16 protein-coding genes are annotated in these 18335 nt (G+C 49.4%); all 16 read right to left on the reverse strand.

The window, feature by feature from the left end; genetic code table 11:
• Positions 1–151: 151 nt before the first annotated feature.
• Positions 152–2713 (reverse strand): LuxR C-terminal-related transcriptional regulator, encoded by a 2562-nt coding sequence (locus tag HMPREF9069_RS03610; RefSeq protein ID WP_232204035.1) that lies wholly within the window; start codon positions 2711–2713, stop codon positions 152–154.
• A 247-nt stretch (positions 2714–2960) separates the two neighbouring features.
• On the reverse strand, positions 2961–4655 hold the full coding sequence (locus HMPREF9069_RS03615; protein WP_035438374.1) for a dihydroxyacetone kinase family protein: 1695 nt from the start codon (positions 4653–4655) through the stop codon (positions 2961–2963).
• Positions 4656–4729: 74 nt separating this feature from the next.
• Positions 4730–5374, reverse strand: coding sequence for a dihydroxyacetone kinase subunit L (locus HMPREF9069_RS03620; RefSeq protein ID WP_021625794.1), 645 nt, complete (start codon positions 5372–5374; stop codon positions 4730–4732).
• Positions 5375–5434: 60 nt separating this feature from the next.
• A complete protein-coding gene (locus HMPREF9069_RS03625; protein ID WP_021625795.1) occupies positions 5435–6424 on the reverse strand; it encodes a dihydroxyacetone kinase subunit DhaK in 990 nt (329 codons plus the stop codon).
• A 30-nt stretch (positions 6425–6454) separates the two neighbouring features.
• On the reverse strand, positions 6455–7294 hold the full coding sequence (locus HMPREF9069_RS03630) for a hypothetical protein (RefSeq protein ID WP_021625796.1): 840 nt from the start codon (positions 7292–7294) through the stop codon (positions 6455–6457).
• A 137-nt stretch (positions 7295–7431) separates the two neighbouring features.
• Positions 7432–8103, reverse strand: coding sequence for a class II aldolase/adducin family protein (locus tag HMPREF9069_RS03635; RefSeq protein WP_021625797.1), 672 nt, complete (start codon positions 8101–8103; stop codon positions 7432–7434).
• 124 nt (positions 8104–8227) lie between these two features.
• Complete coding sequence (locus HMPREF9069_RS03640) at positions 8228–9610, reverse strand: PTS galactitol transporter subunit IIC (protein WP_021625798.1); 1383 nt, start codon at positions 9608–9610, stop codon at positions 8228–8230.
• A gap of 133 nt (positions 9611–9743) precedes the next feature.
• Entirely contained in the window at positions 9744–10046 is a 303-nt protein-coding gene (locus HMPREF9069_RS03645; protein WP_021625800.1) for a PTS sugar transporter subunit IIB, read from the reverse strand.
• A gap of 45 nt (positions 10047–10091) precedes the next feature.
• Complete coding sequence (locus HMPREF9069_RS03650; RefSeq protein WP_035438375.1) at positions 10092–10568, reverse strand: PTS sugar transporter subunit IIA; 477 nt, start codon at positions 10566–10568, stop codon at positions 10092–10094.
• A 380-nt stretch (positions 10569–10948) separates the two neighbouring features.
• Entirely contained in the window at positions 10949–11713 is a 765-nt protein-coding gene (locus HMPREF9069_RS03655; RefSeq protein ID WP_021625802.1) for a DeoR/GlpR family DNA-binding transcription regulator, read from the reverse strand.
• A 3-nt stretch (positions 11714–11716) separates the two neighbouring features.
• Positions 11717–12556, reverse strand: coding sequence for an HAD family hydrolase (locus tag HMPREF9069_RS08820; RefSeq protein WP_021625803.1), 840 nt, complete (start codon positions 12554–12556; stop codon positions 11717–11719).
• On the reverse strand, positions 12553–13020 hold the full coding sequence (locus HMPREF9069_RS03665) for a metallophosphoesterase family protein (RefSeq protein WP_021625804.1): 468 nt from the start codon (positions 13018–13020) through the stop codon (positions 12553–12555). The genes HMPREF9069_RS08820 and HMPREF9069_RS03665 overlap by 4 nt, the downstream gene beginning before the upstream one ends.
• 21 nt (positions 13021–13041) lie before the next feature.
• A complete protein-coding gene (locus HMPREF9069_RS03670) occupies positions 13042–13788 on the reverse strand; it encodes a LytR/AlgR family response regulator transcription factor (protein ID WP_035438376.1) in 747 nt (248 codons plus the stop codon).
• Positions 13789–13961: 173 nt separating this feature from the next.
• Positions 13962–15404 carry a histidine kinase gene (locus tag HMPREF9069_RS03675; protein WP_021625806.1) on the reverse strand — a complete coding sequence of 481 codons (1443 nt, stop codon included), beginning with the start codon at positions 15402–15404 and terminating at the stop codon, positions 13962–13964.
• Positions 15401–16696: a glycosyltransferase family protein gene (locus HMPREF9069_RS03680; protein WP_232204036.1), complete on the reverse strand. Its 1296-nt coding sequence runs from the start codon at positions 16694–16696 to the stop codon at positions 15401–15403. Before HMPREF9069_RS03680 ends, HMPREF9069_RS03675 begins: the two co-directional genes overlap by 4 nt.
• 132 nt (positions 16697–16828) lie before the next feature.
• Complete coding sequence (locus HMPREF9069_RS03685; protein ID WP_021625808.1) at positions 16829–18070, reverse strand: MFS transporter; 1242 nt, start codon at positions 18068–18070, stop codon at positions 16829–16831.
• Between the last annotated feature and the right edge of the window lie 265 nt (positions 18071–18335).

An 18335-nucleotide genomic window follows, 5' to 3' on the forward strand; every position in this document is an offset into this window, starting at 1 on the left:
TGCAGCAATCGTTAAAGCGAAGGGCTTTTTGTGCAACATAATCTCATCCTTCCTTTTGTAATTTCTCGGGCGCCCTTAGTGAGGTCAATGATTGGTTAGCTGCTCACTCTTTACTAGTCATCAGGGCACTAGAGTTAGGAAGGATGGCTGATTACATGCCTATACCTCGCAATATACAGTTCACTAGACCCTTGCGCTCATGAACATCAAGTACCTTATAGGCACTGGTTCGAGCGGCACCTATTGCGGAAGGAGAGTAGCCCATACGGGTAGCAATTTCTTTTATACTAAAACCGCGCACGATGCCCAACGATACGCGAGACTGAATCTCGTCCAAACCGCGGGATTCCAGATAGTGAAGTATGCGCTCGTCAGTAGAAAGAGGCAACTTCTCTAAAAGCTCATTACTCGCAATTCTGTTATAGAGATGCATGCCGCAAACAGCTGTAGCTGCACTCGAAAACACTGATACCACACCAGCGAAAAACAAAAAAGCCTGTCGTAACACAGTCGGTCCGCCCAGCCAAGAAAGATAGCTTTGATGCGCTGAGAGTAACTGTGCGTATTTATCAACTGCAACCAAACTTGCGACGATACCCAAACCAAAGCAGATGAAATATCCTGGTAATGAAGAGGCTCTGGCTACTGAGTGGTCGCCTTCGTTATACGCCACCAAAAACTGCGCAAGCATCAGCGCACACCAGATAAAAACAACAAGTGGACAAATGCTCCAGATCCCCTGTTGCAACACCAACACCAAACTAGCCATAGAGACAATAATTAGAGGCATAAGTTGCTTATCGCTTTTTTGTTTTACGAACATCATTCCTGAAAATAAAATTAAAGTCGTAATAAACGGAACAAGCATGGGTAACATACAAAGCCAAGTAGAGATACGCCACGTTTCCTCAAATGTGACGCCAATCCCAAACGCAACAACAAACATTGCAAAGTTCGCAGGAGAAGCTTCGCTAAAAAATGATGGCTGGTCACTCGCCGCTTGAAGAGCTCCCACATTTTCTGTCATCTTCCCAGACAATCGGATAAAGGCTATCGAGAGGACTGAGGCAATACCAACTGCAATTACCCAGCAAATAGTACCAAACGAAGAAAATGCTACGAAACATGACGCGCTTGAAATGGCGTATACAAGATCAGAAATACATATCGTTCGAATGGCAATACGTGCACACATCAGTAAGCAAACCATAAGGATTGCAAACGCAAGTAGATACCATAAGGATGTTATTGAGTCCCTAGGCCAGTCTTCTGTCTGGACATAATTCAGGTGATATACCGCACAGATACCCACTGCCCATAGAAGACACAAGCTAAAGAGTATCCAATATCGCTTTGTACTCGTCTCGTTAAGAACTTCTGATGCTTCATCAAAACGACGAGTAAAAAGATATCGTTTATAGGCACCAAATAAAATACAGGCACAGGCAACGCCCAGCGTTATATGACGCCCTAAACCCCACGGATGCATAGCAGCTCCGATTGGGAAGAGCAGCAAATAAGCTAACGATAACGGGCCGCACAACCAAACATAAATCGGCAAACACAATAATTGTTGAATTTTGTTTGCTTGTACACTATCTATAATTTTTTCGCTTTGCTCTATGCAGGTCTTCGCTATTGTTTCTGATACCGAGTCAAGATTGTTCTCTTTGTTGTCCTGAAAACGTGATTCCAATTCTTGGGCATCGGCAACATGAAGCTTTTTATAGGATCGTCTGAGATATGTGCGCACCGTAGGTGCACTAATACCAAGCACTTCGGCGGACTCAGAGGAAGTTTTTCCTGCCAGCATCAGTTCAATTGCTGAAATTTCACGCTCGCTAAGACCAGCCTCTATACACGCTACGCGTACAATATCAGATTTTTCTTTTGGCATCGATACAACAACGGGGGAGCCCTTTTGCCTCTGCAACTCATGCATTGATTTCACAAGTAATATGAACGCGAGAATAAGAAGTACGCATGCGCCCATGCCAACAACTGTCATATTAACTACGCGAGTTACCACATCCCACATAAGAAGACCGCAGGCAAATAATCTAAACTCCTGAACTGCTTGGCTAAGCGCGTATTCTACTTCAGCATTCTTACCCATCGCTGTGTTTTCAGGTGATTGCTCAAATGGGGTCAGGCAATGCAACAAAACGCATACTGCAAAAAACGTTGCAATGGCAGATAGCACATAATAACCAACCGACAGTTGTTCGGGAAAAACCTGCGGGATAGACTGGCAAAATCCTGCAAGCATCAGAAGGGGAAACTCATAAGGAATAACTGCACTATGAGCTTCTTGTTGTCCTTCTTGAGTGCGTCTCAATGCTCTCGCCATATATGATGCTACGCAAAGAATACCAAGGGCAACGAGACATATCGGAAGCAATACTTCTATAATCCAGACCCTTAAAATGAGTCCCTGAATATGCATCACATTAAACAAATCATCAATGAAAAGAAATATCGAAACGAAGCAAGTAAGAAATCCAGCAACAAAAATCCAGCGAGCTCTTCTCGCTGAAATTGAATGATGAGACTGTAAAAACTTGCGACATAAAATAGTTCCAATAATTATTCCGCCCGCAAAATACATAAATATGCCCGGACTTGGCGCATCCCCTCTCTGCCAGGGTCGTATAACTATCAAAGCAAGCGCTATGAGAGCTCCCCAAACTATGTCAGCCTGTCGTTTTCGCATGCGGGTACTCTCGCCTCTCATCATCTCTTTAGAATTACTGCTTGCTATGGACCAAAGTATAGACCCCCTACTCTTACTTGATGGCTCATATATCGATGGGCTGACTCTAGAAATTTTAGAGTCAACCCAAAGCATCCCTCTTATTTTTTTGTATCATCCTCGTTTGCTAGAGAGCACAAGCAGGAAAGACGCTCATGTTGCACAGCATTCTAGATTATGTAGAGCCTACTCGTACGCTAACTCCTCACTACATCACCGTGCGAATAACCAAAGCCATTGACACAGCTCCCGCATCGGGTGTGCCTAAACTACGTTCCGCCGCAGGACGCGCGCGACCAACCTTGGGGACAAGCTGTGCTGTATCCTTGGCAGCCTGATCGGCAACCTCAGACGCCCTTGTCCACGCATCAGCAAGAGAAGATCCATCTTGTGCTGCAGCCTCAAGTGCTTCGGCAAAAGGAATAAGGGTATCTAGCATGGTTTTGTCACCACGATGTGCGCCACCAAGCTCAAGCATACGCTCATATGCAGCTTTGGTTGCAGCTGCCGCAATCGTGGCATCGTAGCTGTCTGCGTTGTCTCCCACAACTTTGCCAGCAGCTTCGAGGGCTTCTCCCCACAGCACTCCGGAGGTACCTCCGGCCTTAGATGCCCAAGCCTTACCTGCTTCGATGAGCACAGAACCCGCAGCGGCACCTGCGGCATACGCTTCGGCCGCTGCCTCAGCAGCAAAAGTCGTTCCTTTTACCATGCCGCGACCGTGATCGCCATCGCCTGCTACACCGTCAATCTTTGCAAGTTCAGGCTCGGCCTCAGCAATCGCTGCTTTCACGCGGTCAAACGCATCAACGATATAGGAGGCAGCTACGCGAGAAGCCTCGGAACCCGCAACGTAGCTCTTGCTTGCGTCGGCTACTGCAGCATACTCACGACGAGCACCAGACAGCCCTTCGCTTGCACCCTTGCGGAATGCAGGAGTGGATGCAGGAGCTTTCCAGTAGCGCTCCAACTCATCGGTTAAGAATTCAACAGAAAGTGCAATGCCTTCCATATCAAGACTGGTGACAAACTCGCCCACCAAGGGTTCAACCAAGGTATATCCGCGTTCTTCAAGCAAGTCGCGCACGGTGCCCCATACCACAAAAAGCTCTTCATACTTAGTGGAACCTAAGCCATCAAGAATAACAGCGATACGCTTGTTGTCGTCTGCTGGAGCCTCTGCCAATACGCGGTCTACTAGCAGTTTTGCCACCTCTGCTGCAGACGCAAGATCTGCTTCACCAACACCAGGCTCGCCATGAATGCCCTGACCTACCTCCATTTTGCCTGCGGGTACATGGAATAAGGGTGCGCTCTCACCTGGCAATGTACAGCCACGGAAACCCATGCTCATCGTACGCACGCGATCATTGGAAAGCTTTGCCACACGCTCAAGCTCATCAAGGCTTTTGCCCTCAGCCGCAGCGGCGCCCACCGACTTGAATACGGTAAAAGTGCCGACGTTGCCACGTCTCTTTTCCCATTCTTCGGGCTTTGCTGCAGCTACATCATCGGTAATGTAGAAGGTACGCGCATCGATTCCCTCCTTGCGCATAGCGTCACGCGCGAGGTTGAAATTCATCTTGTCGCCAGCGTAATTACCACCAACGATAAAGACGCCGATACCATGCTCGACAGACTTTGCTACATGCAAAACATCATCGGTAGAAGGTGAAGTAAAGACATTACCTACCACTGTTGCATCCATGAATCCGTCGCCAACAATACCGCAAAATGCAGGATAGTGACCCGAGCCACCACCATTGATAACGGCAACTTTATCCTCAGGCATTTCAGTAGCACGAGCTACACCACCTGGCACCTGAACAATATATTCAGGATAGGCAGCTGCATAGCCTTTGAGCATTTCCTCACGAAAGGTTTTAGGATCGTTATATAGCATTGGATCTCCTTTAAAAGCTAGAAAAAACGGGCGCGACAGCCAAAGGCCCATCGCGCCCGCCGGAAAGGGATAAACTAAGCGTTTTTGGCCTGGAAGTAGTTCAAGATGGCTGTATCAAGATAGCAACCAGCCACAGCACCCTGGTCCGCAACGCCCTTGGCCTTAGCAGAAAAAACTGCCGCCTTACCATACTTAGGAATCATATCCTTGGTAGCCTCAACGCCTGCTTTGGCACCCTCAACCGCAGCAGTGGCAACAGCCAAGAAGCCTTCTGCGGGATCTACCTCTGCAGCTTTCACTGCACCTGCGTCCAGCGCATCAAGAATGGTGCGGTCGCCCAGCTGAGTCTTGCCACGTTTTGCCAAGCCATCAGCAAAAGCACGATAGAAGGTGATAAGGTCAGCAGGTTCAAGCTCGGTCTTGCCCTTGAGAGCCTTACCTGCGCCCATGATGCCCGAGCTCATCAAGGTGCCCATTGTTGACGGAACAACCGAGGACATCTTCATGCCACCTTTTGCAAGCATCTTGCCAATATCACCCTCGGCAGAGTTATCGCGAAGCAAGCCAGGCAGTGCGGCATAACCCTTATTCATCGTCAGGCCTAGGTCACCATCGCCCATAGCGGCATCCATCTCGCAGAGTTCTTCTTTCTTCTCAGCGAAAATAGCAGCTACGCTCTCAAACATCTCAATAACGTCTTCTACGCCCATCTTGTCCATAAGGATTCCTTCCTTGCGTGTAACTTGGGACAAGCAGAACCTACTTGTCCCAGACATTTCTTACTTCTGGCAGATGAAGGGGGTATTCACGGGGTAGTCAACATAGCCCTTGAGCTCGTCATCCATCTTGCAGATTGAGATAGAGGCACCCATCATTTCCATTGAGGTAGCATATTCGCCGACGATAGCCTTGTAGACCTTAATACCCTTGGCATCAAGATAGCGACGGACCGAATCAAAGAGAATGTAGAGTTCCTCACCAGAGGTGGCACCGAGGCCGTTAATAAGTACGGCAACTTCTTCACCCTCTGCCACGGGCATATCCTTGAGAATAATGTCGAGAGACTCTTCTGCTAGCTCATCAGCAATCTTGATGGGACCATTCCAAACGCCGGGCTCGCCGTGGATGCCCATGCCAAAGGCCATCTCCTCGTCGCCAAGAGTGAAGTTAGATTTACCAACTTCAGGCACAACACAGGGAGTCAGAGCAAAGCCAACAGTCCTGACATTATCTCCGGCCTTCTTTGCAGCTGCAAGAACCTCATCCAAAGTGCCATCCTGGTCTGCCTTGGCACCAGCAGCTTTGTACATAAAGTAGATGCCAGCAACACCACGACGCGCCTCAGGATTTGCGTTGGAATTGACATCATCAGCGCCGACAATAGAGCGAGTCTCAATGTCGTCCATATCAAGCATTTCGGCCGCCATGTCAAAGTTCATGATATCGCCCGTGTAGTTGCCATAAAGGAACAGCACGCCAGCACCTGTTTCAACCTGCTTGGCAATGTTGTAAATCTGCTCACCCGAAGGGGACTGGAATACGCCGCCAACACCGCAGCCGTCGATAAGACCTTCGCCTACATAACCCAGAAAGAGGGGCAAATGTCCCGTACCGCCACCAGTGATAATGGCAACTTTGTTGGGCTTGGGCTTGGCAATGCAGTAGCAGCGCAGGTCATCCTCGGCGTAAGTAACCTCGGGATGAGCTGCGTAGATGCCACGCAGCATATCGTCGGTATAGTTCTCGGGTGCGTTGATGATCTTTTTCATAGCTCATCCCTTCTTTTGCGCGGTGGCAACTTAGCGAACGACAAAAAACACGATGTAATTGGAGAACATCGCAATCAGGCAAAAAATAGTCTCCATATAGGTAAAGGGCACAAACTCAATACCTTTGTACTTGATAGTCCAGACATAACCCAGATAAGCAGCACAAGCGATATAGACCACATCCATTGCAGTGCCACTAATAGGCAGTAAACGCTCGACAAACCACATAGCCGCATACACTCCAAAAGTGATAAGGCCCCACCATCTGACGTCGTAATGCAGCATTTGCATGTAATAGTGAATTGTCGAGGCCGAAGGTTTTACGTCGTAGCGACGACGCGACTCCAACAGACCGCGAGTCACGTGCATGGCAAACAATATGCCAAAGAAAAGCACCGCAAGACCAACGCCTGCCATGATGTCACTTAGACGATCATAGAGCAGATTAAAAGCAAAAATCCACACTGCGCTGAGCGCAAGCACCTCAACGATAGTCCAAATGCGCATGCCCACCGAAATAGGCAAGGGCTCTTTGCGCTCAGTCATACGCTCAAGACCATATTTTTTGCGCAGGTGCTCAATGCGTTTTTTCTGGCGACGACGCTCATCGCGCTCATTGGTTTTATTGGCATTTGTGAGAGGATTTTCCGAGACAATCAAATCGCCGTCTTCGGTCTTTTTCCAAACGCTCTTGTGAGTAGGTTGTTCTTCGGGTGCCTCAGTCTGAGTATCTGCCTTCTTTGACTCACGGCGCGCCGCAGGGGTAGCAGCGTCAATAGCAGCAGTGATATCCTGCTCGACAGAGTTCACCGAACCATCCTCCGCCTGAGGAATTTTTTTGCTCTTATGCACCTGCTTGCCCTTGCTCATATAGTTATTCCAAACCCTTGTTGCGATGGCGATATACCGCTGTTAGCAAAATCACATTCCCGTCGGTACAACCACATGTAATGGCAATACCAAGACACGGCAGATGCACGCAACGTCTGCCGTGTCCGAAGCTTTACCTACTTAGCGTTGGGAAACTTAATCTCCTTGGGGTACTCCCACTTCTGAAGCTCGTCCACAGGGAAGCTGTAAGGCTCGACACCCTGACCAGCAACGAGAGAGTGATAGTAGAGCTCAGCCAGCTCTTCGATGTAGCAAACCTTGAGGTAGGCCTCCTCCACACTGGTCTCATCAACAGCAACGCAACCATGACCTTGCATCAGGAAAACGTCAGCCTCATGAATGGCCTCAACCACATTATCGGCAAGGGCAGGAGTGCCGGGGCGACCATAAGGAGCCACAGGAATACGAGCCTGAGAGCAGTTGAGATTGGCAATCTCATAGACAACTGCAGGGATGGGCTTGTTTAGCACCGCAAAGGTTGTGGCATACATCGAATGAGTATGCGCCAAAGCGACAACGTCTTCGCGCTCCTGATAAATCTTGAGATGCATCAAAGACTCTGAGGTAGGACGCAAACCGGTCTGGTTTTCGACGACATTAGCATCAAGGTCCATAACAACCATATCAGGGACAACAAGGTCCTCACGGTCAACACTGGTTGGGGTAATAACAACGAGACCAGTTTCTTTGTCACGTGCAGAGAAGTTACCGGACTTGTGCTTGCACAGACCATCGCGCTGAGCCTGCTTTGCAACATTCATAACACGGAGCTTAAGATCCTCAAGCATTGTTGGATCCTTTCTATTTGGTGGAACCAAAACTAGACAGAACCTAAAAAGCCGCCGTCCGTGCTGGGAAGAACACGGGCGGCGGCGATGCCAGATGAGTGGCTGGCGTTACCGCCCAGACAAACTACTCTTCAGAGGTGGTCTCGGGAGCAGCGTTGCCACCCTTCTTGATGTCGTGGACTGTGTACATAAAGCCCAGAATCCAGATAACCAAGCAAATCAAAGGCAGGAAGTTACCCTTGAGACAGTCAAGGAACTCTGCAAAAGCATAGGTCTGCAGAGGAGCGTCCATACCAGAGTTCGAAATCATCTGACCAGCAGCAAGACCCAGCTTGAGGCCCGTGCTGTTTGCAAGGTCAGTCATGAAGGGAGCGAATGCAGTACCAACGAGCAGATACACAGGAACAGCGATGACAAAGAGGATGCACATACGAGGCACGTTGCCACGTGTAACAAGCCATGCGGGAACTGCAAGAGAAACATTGACAATGCCTGCAAAGGGCAGAATCTCATTGCCATGGCCGGCAAGCAGAAATGCCCAGATGGTGGTTACAGGAATGCCCCACATAGCAGCAAGCCAAATCTCGTTGGCGCCGCCAAGGAACGGCCAGTCGAGACCGACGACCAGGGTGCGACCCTCGAAACGAGCGTTCATGTAGTCGGAGACAGCCTCGGAGATGGGGGACAGAGCCTCCATGAAGTACTTGGAGATAACAGGGAAGAGTGTCAAGCACATGGCACACTCAATGCCAGTGCCGAGAAGCTTGCCCGGATCATAGCCAGCAAGCAGACCAAAGAAGCAGCCAAGGATAAAACCAAGGACATGATTCTCTGCAAAGATACCAATCTTTTCACGCAGTGCTGCAGCATCCATCTTGGTGTTCAGCGCAGGAATCTTGCGGAGAAGCTTGTCGATGGGATACAGCCATGCAGCGGTAAATACCATCCTGTGAGTAGTGGTAACACCAGGAATGCCACTCATCTCATAAATCTGATCCTTGAACACGTCAGCAATCTTGAGCTCAAAGACGATTTGGACAGCAGCAATAACAAAAGCGATGGGCACAGATCCAGTAATGGCAACAACGCCGACGGCGGTAAAGATCTTGCCCCAGACATTCCAGAGGTCAGCGTTAAACGTATCGGTCTGGTTGATGGTCAGCATGATGATGTTGATGACAATCATCAGGGGGAACATCAAAACGGCATACGGCCAGGTCCAAGAGATAGCGGACATGGTTGTCCAGCCACCGTCAACGATGGGCAAGTTGATGCCTAAGCGACCCAACATGGCCTCACCGATGGGGCCCATGATGCCGGTCATGTAAGAAATCAGCATGGACATGCCAGTAAAGGCAACACCCAACAGCAAACCAGAACTTACAGCCTCAGACGGCTTCATCTTGACGATAAGACCCATGATAATCATGAGTGCAGGTACAAATACGTACGACGGGACAGAACTCAAGAAGCCTTGAATCCATGTCGAAGCAGCACTAATGTCCATTAGGCACCCTCTCTTCGTTCGCGTGAAACTACACTTGCTAAACCCGCCACCAACTCCACGCTCTTCCCTACCAAGCTTCCCCCCAGATAGGGAAGAGTAGAAAGCTGGCGTAACGCCAAATCACCAGAGAACGCTACTTAGCAGCGTTCTGGAAATCCTTGATGTAGCCCAGCAGCTTCTGGTACTCCTTCTGCTGGTTCATGCCAGTAAGAAAAGCGATGCCATCGACAACGGGTACGCCGTAGTTCTTGTTCTTCTCACGGACAATGGTGATATAGGCCGCCGCGCCCTTGAGATGACGCTCAACGGACTTAAGGTCAACAGCAGTGACCTCGGCATCAATGTTGTCTTTTTTAAGCATGCGGTTCACCTTGGAGGCAACGGTCTGAGAAGTGGCAACTCCGCTGCCGCAGGCGACGATAATAGGTACTGGCATAACTAATCCCCTTTCAATCAGGACTTTCCTTGCTTTTTGCGGCTCTTACTCGTCGTAGACCCATTCCATATCCATGACCGTGTCATAGAAAGCATCGGCCGTAGGAGCCTTGAACAGAGCATCAACCCAATCTTGACGCTGGAAATTGTGCATCAAAATCTGCAGCAAAATAATGTGAGCACCGGGCTCATTAAAACCAAGCATAAAAGCGAGCTTCACATCTAATTTGTTGTCGGGATCAGACATATCACCCCAAGGGATTGGGGTTTTTAGACGAACAGGGGCAATGAAAGGCTTGACAATAGCCTCGCCCTCGGTATGAGGAATTGCAATGGGATAGGGCTCTACAGGAAGTGCGGTGGGGTAGTTATTCTCACGCTCAGTAATGGATGGAAGATAAGTTTCGTTGACATAGCCTTTTTCGAGGAAACGCTTACCCATAATCTCAAAAACTTCAAAAGGGGTGGATGCTTCAAGATCCACTTCGGCAAGCTCTTTCATAATGACTTCCTTGCCCAGCATGAAATTCTCCTCTCCGCACATTTTTTATCACTGGCAAGCAGTTGGTATAAATGTACGTTCAACTGCCATTATATTTTGTGAATTACCGCCAGCGGTAGTATTATAACGGTGAGCGGTTTTGTTTGTATTGTTAATTTTTGTTTGTTCTGCATCAGATAAACATACTTGTGCGAATTGCAAACTTGCAAAATCAGCTTTGTAAAAGCTAACAGTTATGTTGACGTGCGGGTTAATCTTTTCTAAACAAAAATCCATTCACACAATCAAACAAAAAATTTTCAGACAAAATAGCGAGCTTTCATGAGACCGATGGCCAGTTACAAAGCATTGCTTTTAAACTCGGTAAGGCCGATCAAAACGCTTTCTCACCCGATTAATTTTTAGAAGATGACTTCAGTGAGTTCTGAAAGGGCTTTTGCTTGCTTTTCGCTGATGGCAGCATCGGTCACAATGCCATCAAGGTTCACTACATCGTAGAAACCGTAAAAATCTCGCTTGCCAATCTTGCTTGAATCGGTCACCACATAACGAGCGTCAGCACGATTAAGCGCCATGCGAAAGAGGCTGCCCTCAAGAGAATTTGAACCAAAAATCAGTCCATCATGCACACCGTTGGTCCCCACAAACGCCTTGCTAATGCCAATAGCTTCAATAGAACGTTCGGAAATACCCCCAACAAAGGCACCTGTATTGGGACGATACTCTCCCCCGATAAGAATGACATCTAGCGTATCGCATTCGTTAAGCGCACTAAAAACCTGAATGCTATTTGTAATGGCACGCAGATGGACATTGCCAATAGCACGCGCAAGCGCCTCACAGGTGGTACCGGCGCCCAGAAAAACTGTGTCCCCATCTTGGACAAGACGAGCGGCTGTTTGGGCAATTTGTTCTTTTTCGATAGCGTGCTGCTGATGCTTTTCGCTGGTGGTGTATTCGCGACGAGCTACAGTGCCATGAAGACCTGCGATACTACGCGCGCCACCATGCACGCGCGTTAAGCGCCCAACCTCAGCAAGTTCCTCAAGATCGCGACGGATGGTCATCTCGGACACATCAAGTTGTTCCGAAATTTGCTTTACCGAAGCAAAGTCCAACTTGGTCACAAGGGTGACAATTGCATTTTGGCGCTCCGGCTTTAGCATGACCTACTCCTCGCTCATAAAGCTGGGCATGGATCCCGTTTTGGATGCTTGCACAATATCGCGCAAGGCACCAGCCACCGCATCTTCGGCAGACGAACCAACGTGCCAACGAGCCATTCGAGCAACTTCGGGCATGGCATTTGCCATGGCGACCGAATTCGGCACAGCATTAAGCAGCATGAGGTCATTTTCTGCATCACCAAAGGCGCAGACCTCATCCCAATCTAAGCCCAAGGCTTTGCGTAAAACGTCAGCTCCTGTTGCCTTGTTTTTGCCGTGGGGCAAGATATCAATCAGGGGAGCTGTGGGGTTGGGATAAACAAAATCCAGCTCGGGAACCTCAGAAACCAATACTTCCTTAATGCGCGCCATGCGCTCACGTGTACCCTTTACATGTACATTGGCCTTAACAATTTCATAGTCAGGCACCACGGGGCGCACGCCTGTCTCTGGCCAAAAAATATCGCTACAAGCAGCGCGTTCCTCATCAGAGATACCAACGCCATAGCTCACGTCATGCTCTTCATACAAAGTCAACACGGCGCCAAACTCGTCACTTAAGATCTCGGTCACACGCACCAACGCGTCATGCGGCAAAACCTCGCGAGCAATGACTTTGCCTTCAAGCAAAACAATCTGACCATTGCAACAAACTGTCGTTGCGCTTGCCCTCTGATCTCCACGCAGCAGATGAGGAATTGACGAGGCTACACGACCTGTTGCGGTAGCAAAATGCAAACCTGCATCTTGCATAGCATGAATCGCTTCAACTGCCTCTACCGTAGCTCCATTGCCATAGTGGACAAGCGTGTCATCAATATCTGAGAGTGCAAGCTTAATCATGAATCTTCCTTGCTGAGTTTAATAATGCGGGCCTCAGTGATTTTGCCATTGGTGATTATCAAGCGCACCATAGAAGGAAAACCGTTGCGTGGCCAAGTGGGACTGCCTGGATTGATAAGAAGCGTGCCGGTTGTCTGATCGCGCTCTATGAAGGGGCGATGAGTGTGTCCACACACAGCAATATCGCAACTGTCTAAGTCTAAGCGATATTCATAATGGCAAATCTGCCAGCGGAAACCCTCGGACTCAAAATGCACTTGCTTCTGCACGCGCGGGCCATAGGGTATATTGTCCCAATCGTTGTTGCCCAAACACAAATGCACCGGTGCAATATTTGATAGCGTGCGATAGTCAGAAGGGGAGCAGATATCTCCCGCATGAACAATAACATCAGCTCCTTGGAGCTGCTTTAGCAGTTCCTCTGAAAGCCATCCGTGGGTATCGGAGATGATGTCATATCGCATTACGCACTCCCCCACCTCGGCTTAGAGGCCGAGCATCCTTTTAACAGCAACTACACGACGGCGAGACACCGGAATCTTCTTGTCTTCAACGTCCTTGAGACCCAGCTGAACAACGCCGCCCGATATAGTGACAAAATCTTGTACAAAATCAAGGTTAACGATGTAGCCACGATGCACACGATAAAAACCGTGAGGAGTCAGGCGCTGCTCGAGCTTGGCCAGCGAGATTGTCGACAGATAGCGATCAGCATCGGTATAAATGCAGGAGTAGTCGTCTTTGGCCTCAACGTAACGAATCTGATTGACAGGCACCAAGACCTTATGACCGCCCTTTTCCACAGGAATGCGCTCGGTATTGATGCTATTTGCAGGTTGTATCACCGCAGTCTTGAGACGAGCCTCAACCTTGGCAATGGCTTGCTGCAGACGGTCCATCTCAACAGGTTTCATGAGGTAATCAACCGCATCGACGCCAAAAGCCTCAACAGCATACTCGCTGTATGCCGTCACAAAGACAATTGCGGGAGGATTTTTGAGCTTATGCAATGCATCAGCAAGCTGCATACCCGTAGTCTTGGGCATCGAGACATCTAGAAAAAGTACATCGATATTCTCTCCACCATGCTCGCGACTCTTGACCAGACTTGCCACAGCTTCGCGCGCGCTCGACACCTCAGAGATGGCATCCATTTTGCCTGTCTCCTCTAGCAAGGAACGCAGCTCGAAACGAGCAGGAGCCTCGTCGTCCACAATCAAAGCGCGCAGCATGCAATCATCCTCTCTATATCTGACATAGCTGGACGCAGCATAAAAACCCGATGCTAAAAACAGTGCGAACTTGTGCGTCATAGCCGTGCATGAGTCTCTATATAGTACGCCAACGATGTCAAAGCGTCACTTTTGAACATTTTTCTGTTCGAATTACTATAGAATTGCTCACACTAGATCAGCTCAGTAAAGGTATCACTCTCGTCACTCACATCCTCATCATCATGAGGCGCAGCGTTAACCAATCTCAAAGTAACAACCGTACCTTCACCTTCACGACTCATAACCTCAACTCCAGAACCCACGCCAAAGAAGCGCTCTATGCGCTCAGCAACATTGGAAAGAGCAACGCCAGCACCTCGGCCATGAGCACCAGGGGCAATGGTGACCGTCTTGGCGGAGTTATCTAACAGGCGCTCGGCCACCTCTGAGCCCATGCCCAAGCCATCGTCTGCAACAGCAATCATCACATCATCACCATCGTGCACCACCTGCACATCAATATGCAGTGGGCCTTCATCACGCATAGCGTGACGGACAGAATTTTCCACAATAGGCTGAATGAGAAAACCGGGGATACGAATCGCTTCGCAACCCGCTTCTATATGCTCTGTCTCGATAATACGATCTGCACCAAAACGCGCTTTTTCAATCTTGAGATAGCGCCGTGTTTGTTCCAACTCCAGCGAAAGCGGTATCAGAGAGCGAGAACTATCGAGTGTATACCGATAAAAAGATGAGAACTCACGCAGTAGATTACGTGCCTTAGTAGGATCTACACGCGTAAATGACGCAATGGTATTGAGCGTATTAAAGAGAAAATGCGGATTAATCTGCGCCTGCAAGGCCTTAATCTCTGCGCGGGCGGTAAGTTCTGCTTGGCGATCTACCTCATAGCTGTAGAGCTGAGTCGAGAGTAATTCCGAAAAACCGCGCGCGATGGCAAGCTGCGTGCGATCAACATCGCGACCATGACGGAAGTAGAACTTGAGAGTGCCTACCGTACGATTTGCCACAATCAAAGGCACAATAACCCCAATGGGGTGCGGCAGTATACCCTGGGGCTTTTTAGGGGAATCCGAAGCATCCCATTCGGCTTTATCAATGTCAGCATAGGTCTGCATATGCCCACTCGCAAGTACTTCTTGTGTGGGCTGAGAGACGGGAAAATCAACGGGAAAATCTACGCGTTCCTCCCCGACATATGCCAAAGTGGTACGCGTATCGGTCATAGAAATCGCATTTGCCTGCGTCTCAGGCAGCAAGATACGACAGACTTGCTCGCAATTTTCAGCTGTCAGGCCACCGCTCATATAGTTGAGCGTCTTGGATGCCAAGCGCAAGGTACGCTCGGTGGCTTCGGAGCGTAGATTATCTGGCATCGCCGTCGAGGTACCCACCAACACAATTGCCACAGCCAAGCCACCGCCCGCAATCATCGTTGCAGCAAAATTTGCAGCGGTGATACCCCACGCAAGCAAGATAACCAAAAACACAGCCGCCACGATAAACGTGCCGTGCACCAACGTATCCTGATTACGTCTAAACCAACTGGGAATATCTGACCATTCAGTGCTGCGCGACGAGCCAACTTTGTTATTTTGAGCTTCGCTCATCTCTGCTCCTCTTCAATCTTGGGAAGCAAATCCCGAGAGGTCAACGGAGCGCTTGCCATCGTATCGTCTGAGATTCCCTGATGTAATGACTGTACTGTACCTGACTGCAGAATTTTTCGGGCGATAAGATGATCGTCCCAAAGCATGGACATTACTCGCGGCCAATAAGTTTGAAACTCCAAATAACGTCCTGATATTTTTTTTGCCCACTCCTGTGCTTGTTTTCGGCCGCGGCGCCACACAAAGAAATACGACAGATGCTCCCGACAACTAATTGCACGGCGCAATGACGTACGAGCGATACGGCTATAAAGCTCGTCTTCGCTAAGCCACGGCGCTGGATACGGCATGAGTGAAGCAGGACGAATTTGTCGCATGCCTATCGTTGCATTTGTGCGCTTGAGTTTGGCAATCTCATAGCACCAACGATAGACATCCTGCAAAAAGAGGGATGCGTGAGAAGGAATGGGGGGCGGCAAATGACGCACGCACCATTGCGAGTCAAACCACACGTCCATCCCATACATCCTAAGGTTAAGAAGGTAATCAAGGTCTTCCCCACGGGTAATCATGGGGTCAAAAGCAACCTTGGTAAAAGCTTCTGCGGCAACAGAGAAACAGCCACCGTAAATGGTGTTTGAACGAGAAATGCGTGTACCCGAGAGCGCACCACGCATCCACTGGTTGAACTCGCGATGCAGGCCCCAGTATCTATCACACCAACGCGTACGGCCCTCATCTGCATAAGGGGAGCCATCTTTGGTGAGGTAATAGCCCGTCTTCGCCAAAATTGGCAGACCTTGCCTATTAGCATTGCCAAGCCCATAAACCGCATCCAACAAGAAATTCTCGTCAAGAACAACTTCGTCGTCGTCCAAAAAGACAACCGTGTCGTGCCCCAAAACTGCAGCTACAGCCAATCCCATATTGCGAATAGCACCGTAGCCGCGCAACGACAGGCAATCCGAACGCATGCGCGGTGCGATATGTTCCACCGCCTTGCGAATACTACGCGCTTCCGCGTCGCCTACAATCAGCAGGTTCAAGCGGGCATGTGCACGGCAAATGCTCTCTACACGTGCGCGCGCTGCTTCCTCGCAACGCCTATCGGCCACAAGCAAAACCACCACACGCAACACACCACGCACTTGCTCGAGACTGGAAAGACAAAGCTCAAGTTCGGGCATGGGTTTAGTAACATGCGTCGCATGATCATAGCTACCGATTTCGCCCATTGCGGGCAGCCAATCGGCATCTGTCCAATATGAGGGAACGACAATGACCGGATTCAAGGACTACAACCTCTGTTCAGCCGCATGATTCATCACTACTCCTATTCTAGAGTATGAATCAGCTCTCGCGCACGACACAAAGATAAGGTTGCGGTTCTGATGGGTTTATGAGTTCTTACTGTTTATGAGCTCTTACTCGTTGGGAAGCTTTCTTAGCATGAGCCATCCCACCACCAGCAACAAGCCCACCGAGAGTACGCCAATGGATGAACTACCTGTTGCAGCAGTCACACCAGCAACAATAGCGGTACCCATAACGCTCGCGTAACGGCCAAAGATATCGAAAAAGCCATAATACTCGTTGGACTTTTCCTTGGGGATAATCTTGCCAAAGTAGCTGCGCGACAAGGCTTGCACGCCGCCCTGAAAAAGGCCAACCGTAATTGCAAGAATCCAGAACTCAAAGGCAGTCTTGAGGAAGAACGCCGCAAAAAGCACAATGCCGCAGTACGCCAAGACAGCAATGCGAATCATTTTGAGTGTGCCATACCTACCCGCCAGCATGCCATAGGCAATTGCCGAGGGAAAAGCAACAAATTGAGTAATAAGCAGTGCGAGTACCAGCTGCGTTGAGTCGATGCCGAGTGCTGTGCCATAGCTAGTAGCCATGGCAATAACCGTATGTACGCCGTCAATATAAAAGAAAAATGCCAGCATGTAGGTGAGGATAATTTTGTTTTGACCAATCTCACGCATGGTGACACCAAGCTCATGGAAAGTTGCTGCCACACCCGTCTCGCGCGCCTCACGCCAGTGGGTCTGCTTGTAACTCTTAATCAAAGGAATAGTAAAGGCCAACCACCAAGCAGCTGTAATAACAAAGCTCAGGCGAGTGGCAGTCGCCGTATCAACCAAACCGGTGCTTGGGCCAGCAAAAATCAAAACCAGTGACAGGATAAAAGGCACGCAGGAACCGATATAGCCCCACGCAAACCCCGCAGAACTGACGTTATCCATACGTTCGTCAGTTGTAACGTCCGTGAGCATTGCATCATAAAAAGTCATTGATGAATTCAATCCAATGGTACAAATGACAAACACCACGAGGAAAGGTGTTGCTCCCATTGGCAATGCAAGGGCAATGCAGCCCACCAAACCTGTGAGGAAGAAACCCAAGAAAAACTTGATTTTCATATCACGGCGATCGGCGAGCGATCCAAGCAAAGGCATCAGAATAGCCACCACCAGCGAGGCAATGGTTTGGGCCAAACCCCAAAGCACTACGAGGCGATCGGAGTCACCGCCCTTTAGAAGGCTGTTGAAATAGATGGGCACAACGGAGGTATTAAGCATGACTAGCGCTGAGTTTCCCACGTCATAACCAACCCAATTGCGCTCTTCACGCGTAAATTTAAAGCTCAAAAAACCTGCCATGGTTCCCCTCTCCGACCACCGACACTATTCTCATGGTACGGGGTGTTTGCATTTTATATATCCACAGAGCCCGTTAATCGGTAGGTGGAGTATAAACGAGCAATTCTGTACAGGCTACTGAAGTCTTCTGCCGCCCCACTGCATCTCCCGACGCTAACCAACACATGCTGTCTCACTGCACCCTCCCAGCGCAGCCAACACTCTCCGCCCCATATGCTGCAACACCCCAAGGATATTCCGCTTGCCAAACGCCACACATTCTTTC

Source organism: Atopobium sp. oral taxon 810 str. F0209, assembly GCF_000466405.1.
Classification (GTDB): Bacteria; Actinomycetota; Coriobacteriia; order Coriobacteriales; family Atopobiaceae; genus Olegusella.

Bases quoted from the DNA above. Each gene is read 5' to 3' on its own strand.
- HMPREF9069_RS03610 (WP_232204035.1), bottom strand. From the start codon at position 2,713: ATGCGAAAACGACAGGCTGACATAGTTTGGGGAGCTCTCATAGCGCTT.
- HMPREF9069_RS03615 (WP_035438374.1), bottom strand. From the start codon at position 4,655: ATGCTATATAACGATCCTAAAACCTTTCGTGAGGAAATGCTCAAAGGC.
- HMPREF9069_RS03620 (WP_021625794.1), bottom strand. From the start codon at position 5,374: ATGGACAAGATGGGCGTAGAAGACGTTATTGAGATGTTTGAGAGCGTA.
- HMPREF9069_RS03625 (WP_021625795.1), bottom strand. From the start codon at position 6,424: ATGAAAAAGATCATCAACGCACCCGAGAACTATACCGACGATATGCTG.
- HMPREF9069_RS03630 (WP_021625796.1), bottom strand. From the start codon at position 7,294: ATGAGCAAGGGCAAGCAGGTGCATAAGAGCAAAAAAATTCCTCAGGCG.
- HMPREF9069_RS03635 (WP_021625797.1), bottom strand. From the start codon at position 8,103: ATGCTTGAGGATCTTAAGCTCCGTGTTATGAATGTTGCAAAGCAGGCT.
- HMPREF9069_RS03640 (WP_021625798.1), bottom strand. From the start codon at position 9,610: ATGGACATTAGTGCTGCTTCGACATGGATTCAAGGCTTCTTGAGTTCT.
- HMPREF9069_RS03645 (WP_021625800.1), bottom strand. From the start codon at position 10,046: ATGCCAGTACCTATTATCGTCGCCTGCGGCAGCGGAGTTGCCACTTCT.
- HMPREF9069_RS03650 (WP_035438375.1), bottom strand. From the start codon at position 10,568: ATGCTGGGCAAGGAAGTCATTATGAAAGAGCTTGCCGAAGTGGATCTT.
- HMPREF9069_RS03655 (WP_021625802.1), bottom strand. From the start codon at position 11,713: ATGCTAAAGCCGGAGCGCCAAAATGCAATTGTCACCCTTGTGACCAAG.
- HMPREF9069_RS08820 (WP_021625803.1), bottom strand. From the start codon at position 12,556: ATGATTAAGCTTGCACTCTCAGATATTGATGACACGCTTGTCCACTAT.
- HMPREF9069_RS03665 (WP_021625804.1), bottom strand. From the start codon at position 13,020: ATGCGATATGACATCATCTCCGATACCCACGGATGGCTTTCAGAGGAA.
- HMPREF9069_RS03670 (WP_035438376.1), bottom strand. From the start codon at position 13,788: ATGCTGCGCGCTTTGATTGTGGACGACGAGGCTCCTGCTCGTTTCGAG.
- HMPREF9069_RS03675 (WP_021625806.1), bottom strand. From the start codon at position 15,404: ATGAGCGAAGCTCAAAATAACAAAGTTGGCTCGTCGCGCAGCACTGAA.
- HMPREF9069_RS03685 (WP_021625808.1), bottom strand. From the start codon at position 18,070: ATGGCAGGTTTTTTGAGCTTTAAATTTACGCGTGAAGAGCGCAATTGG.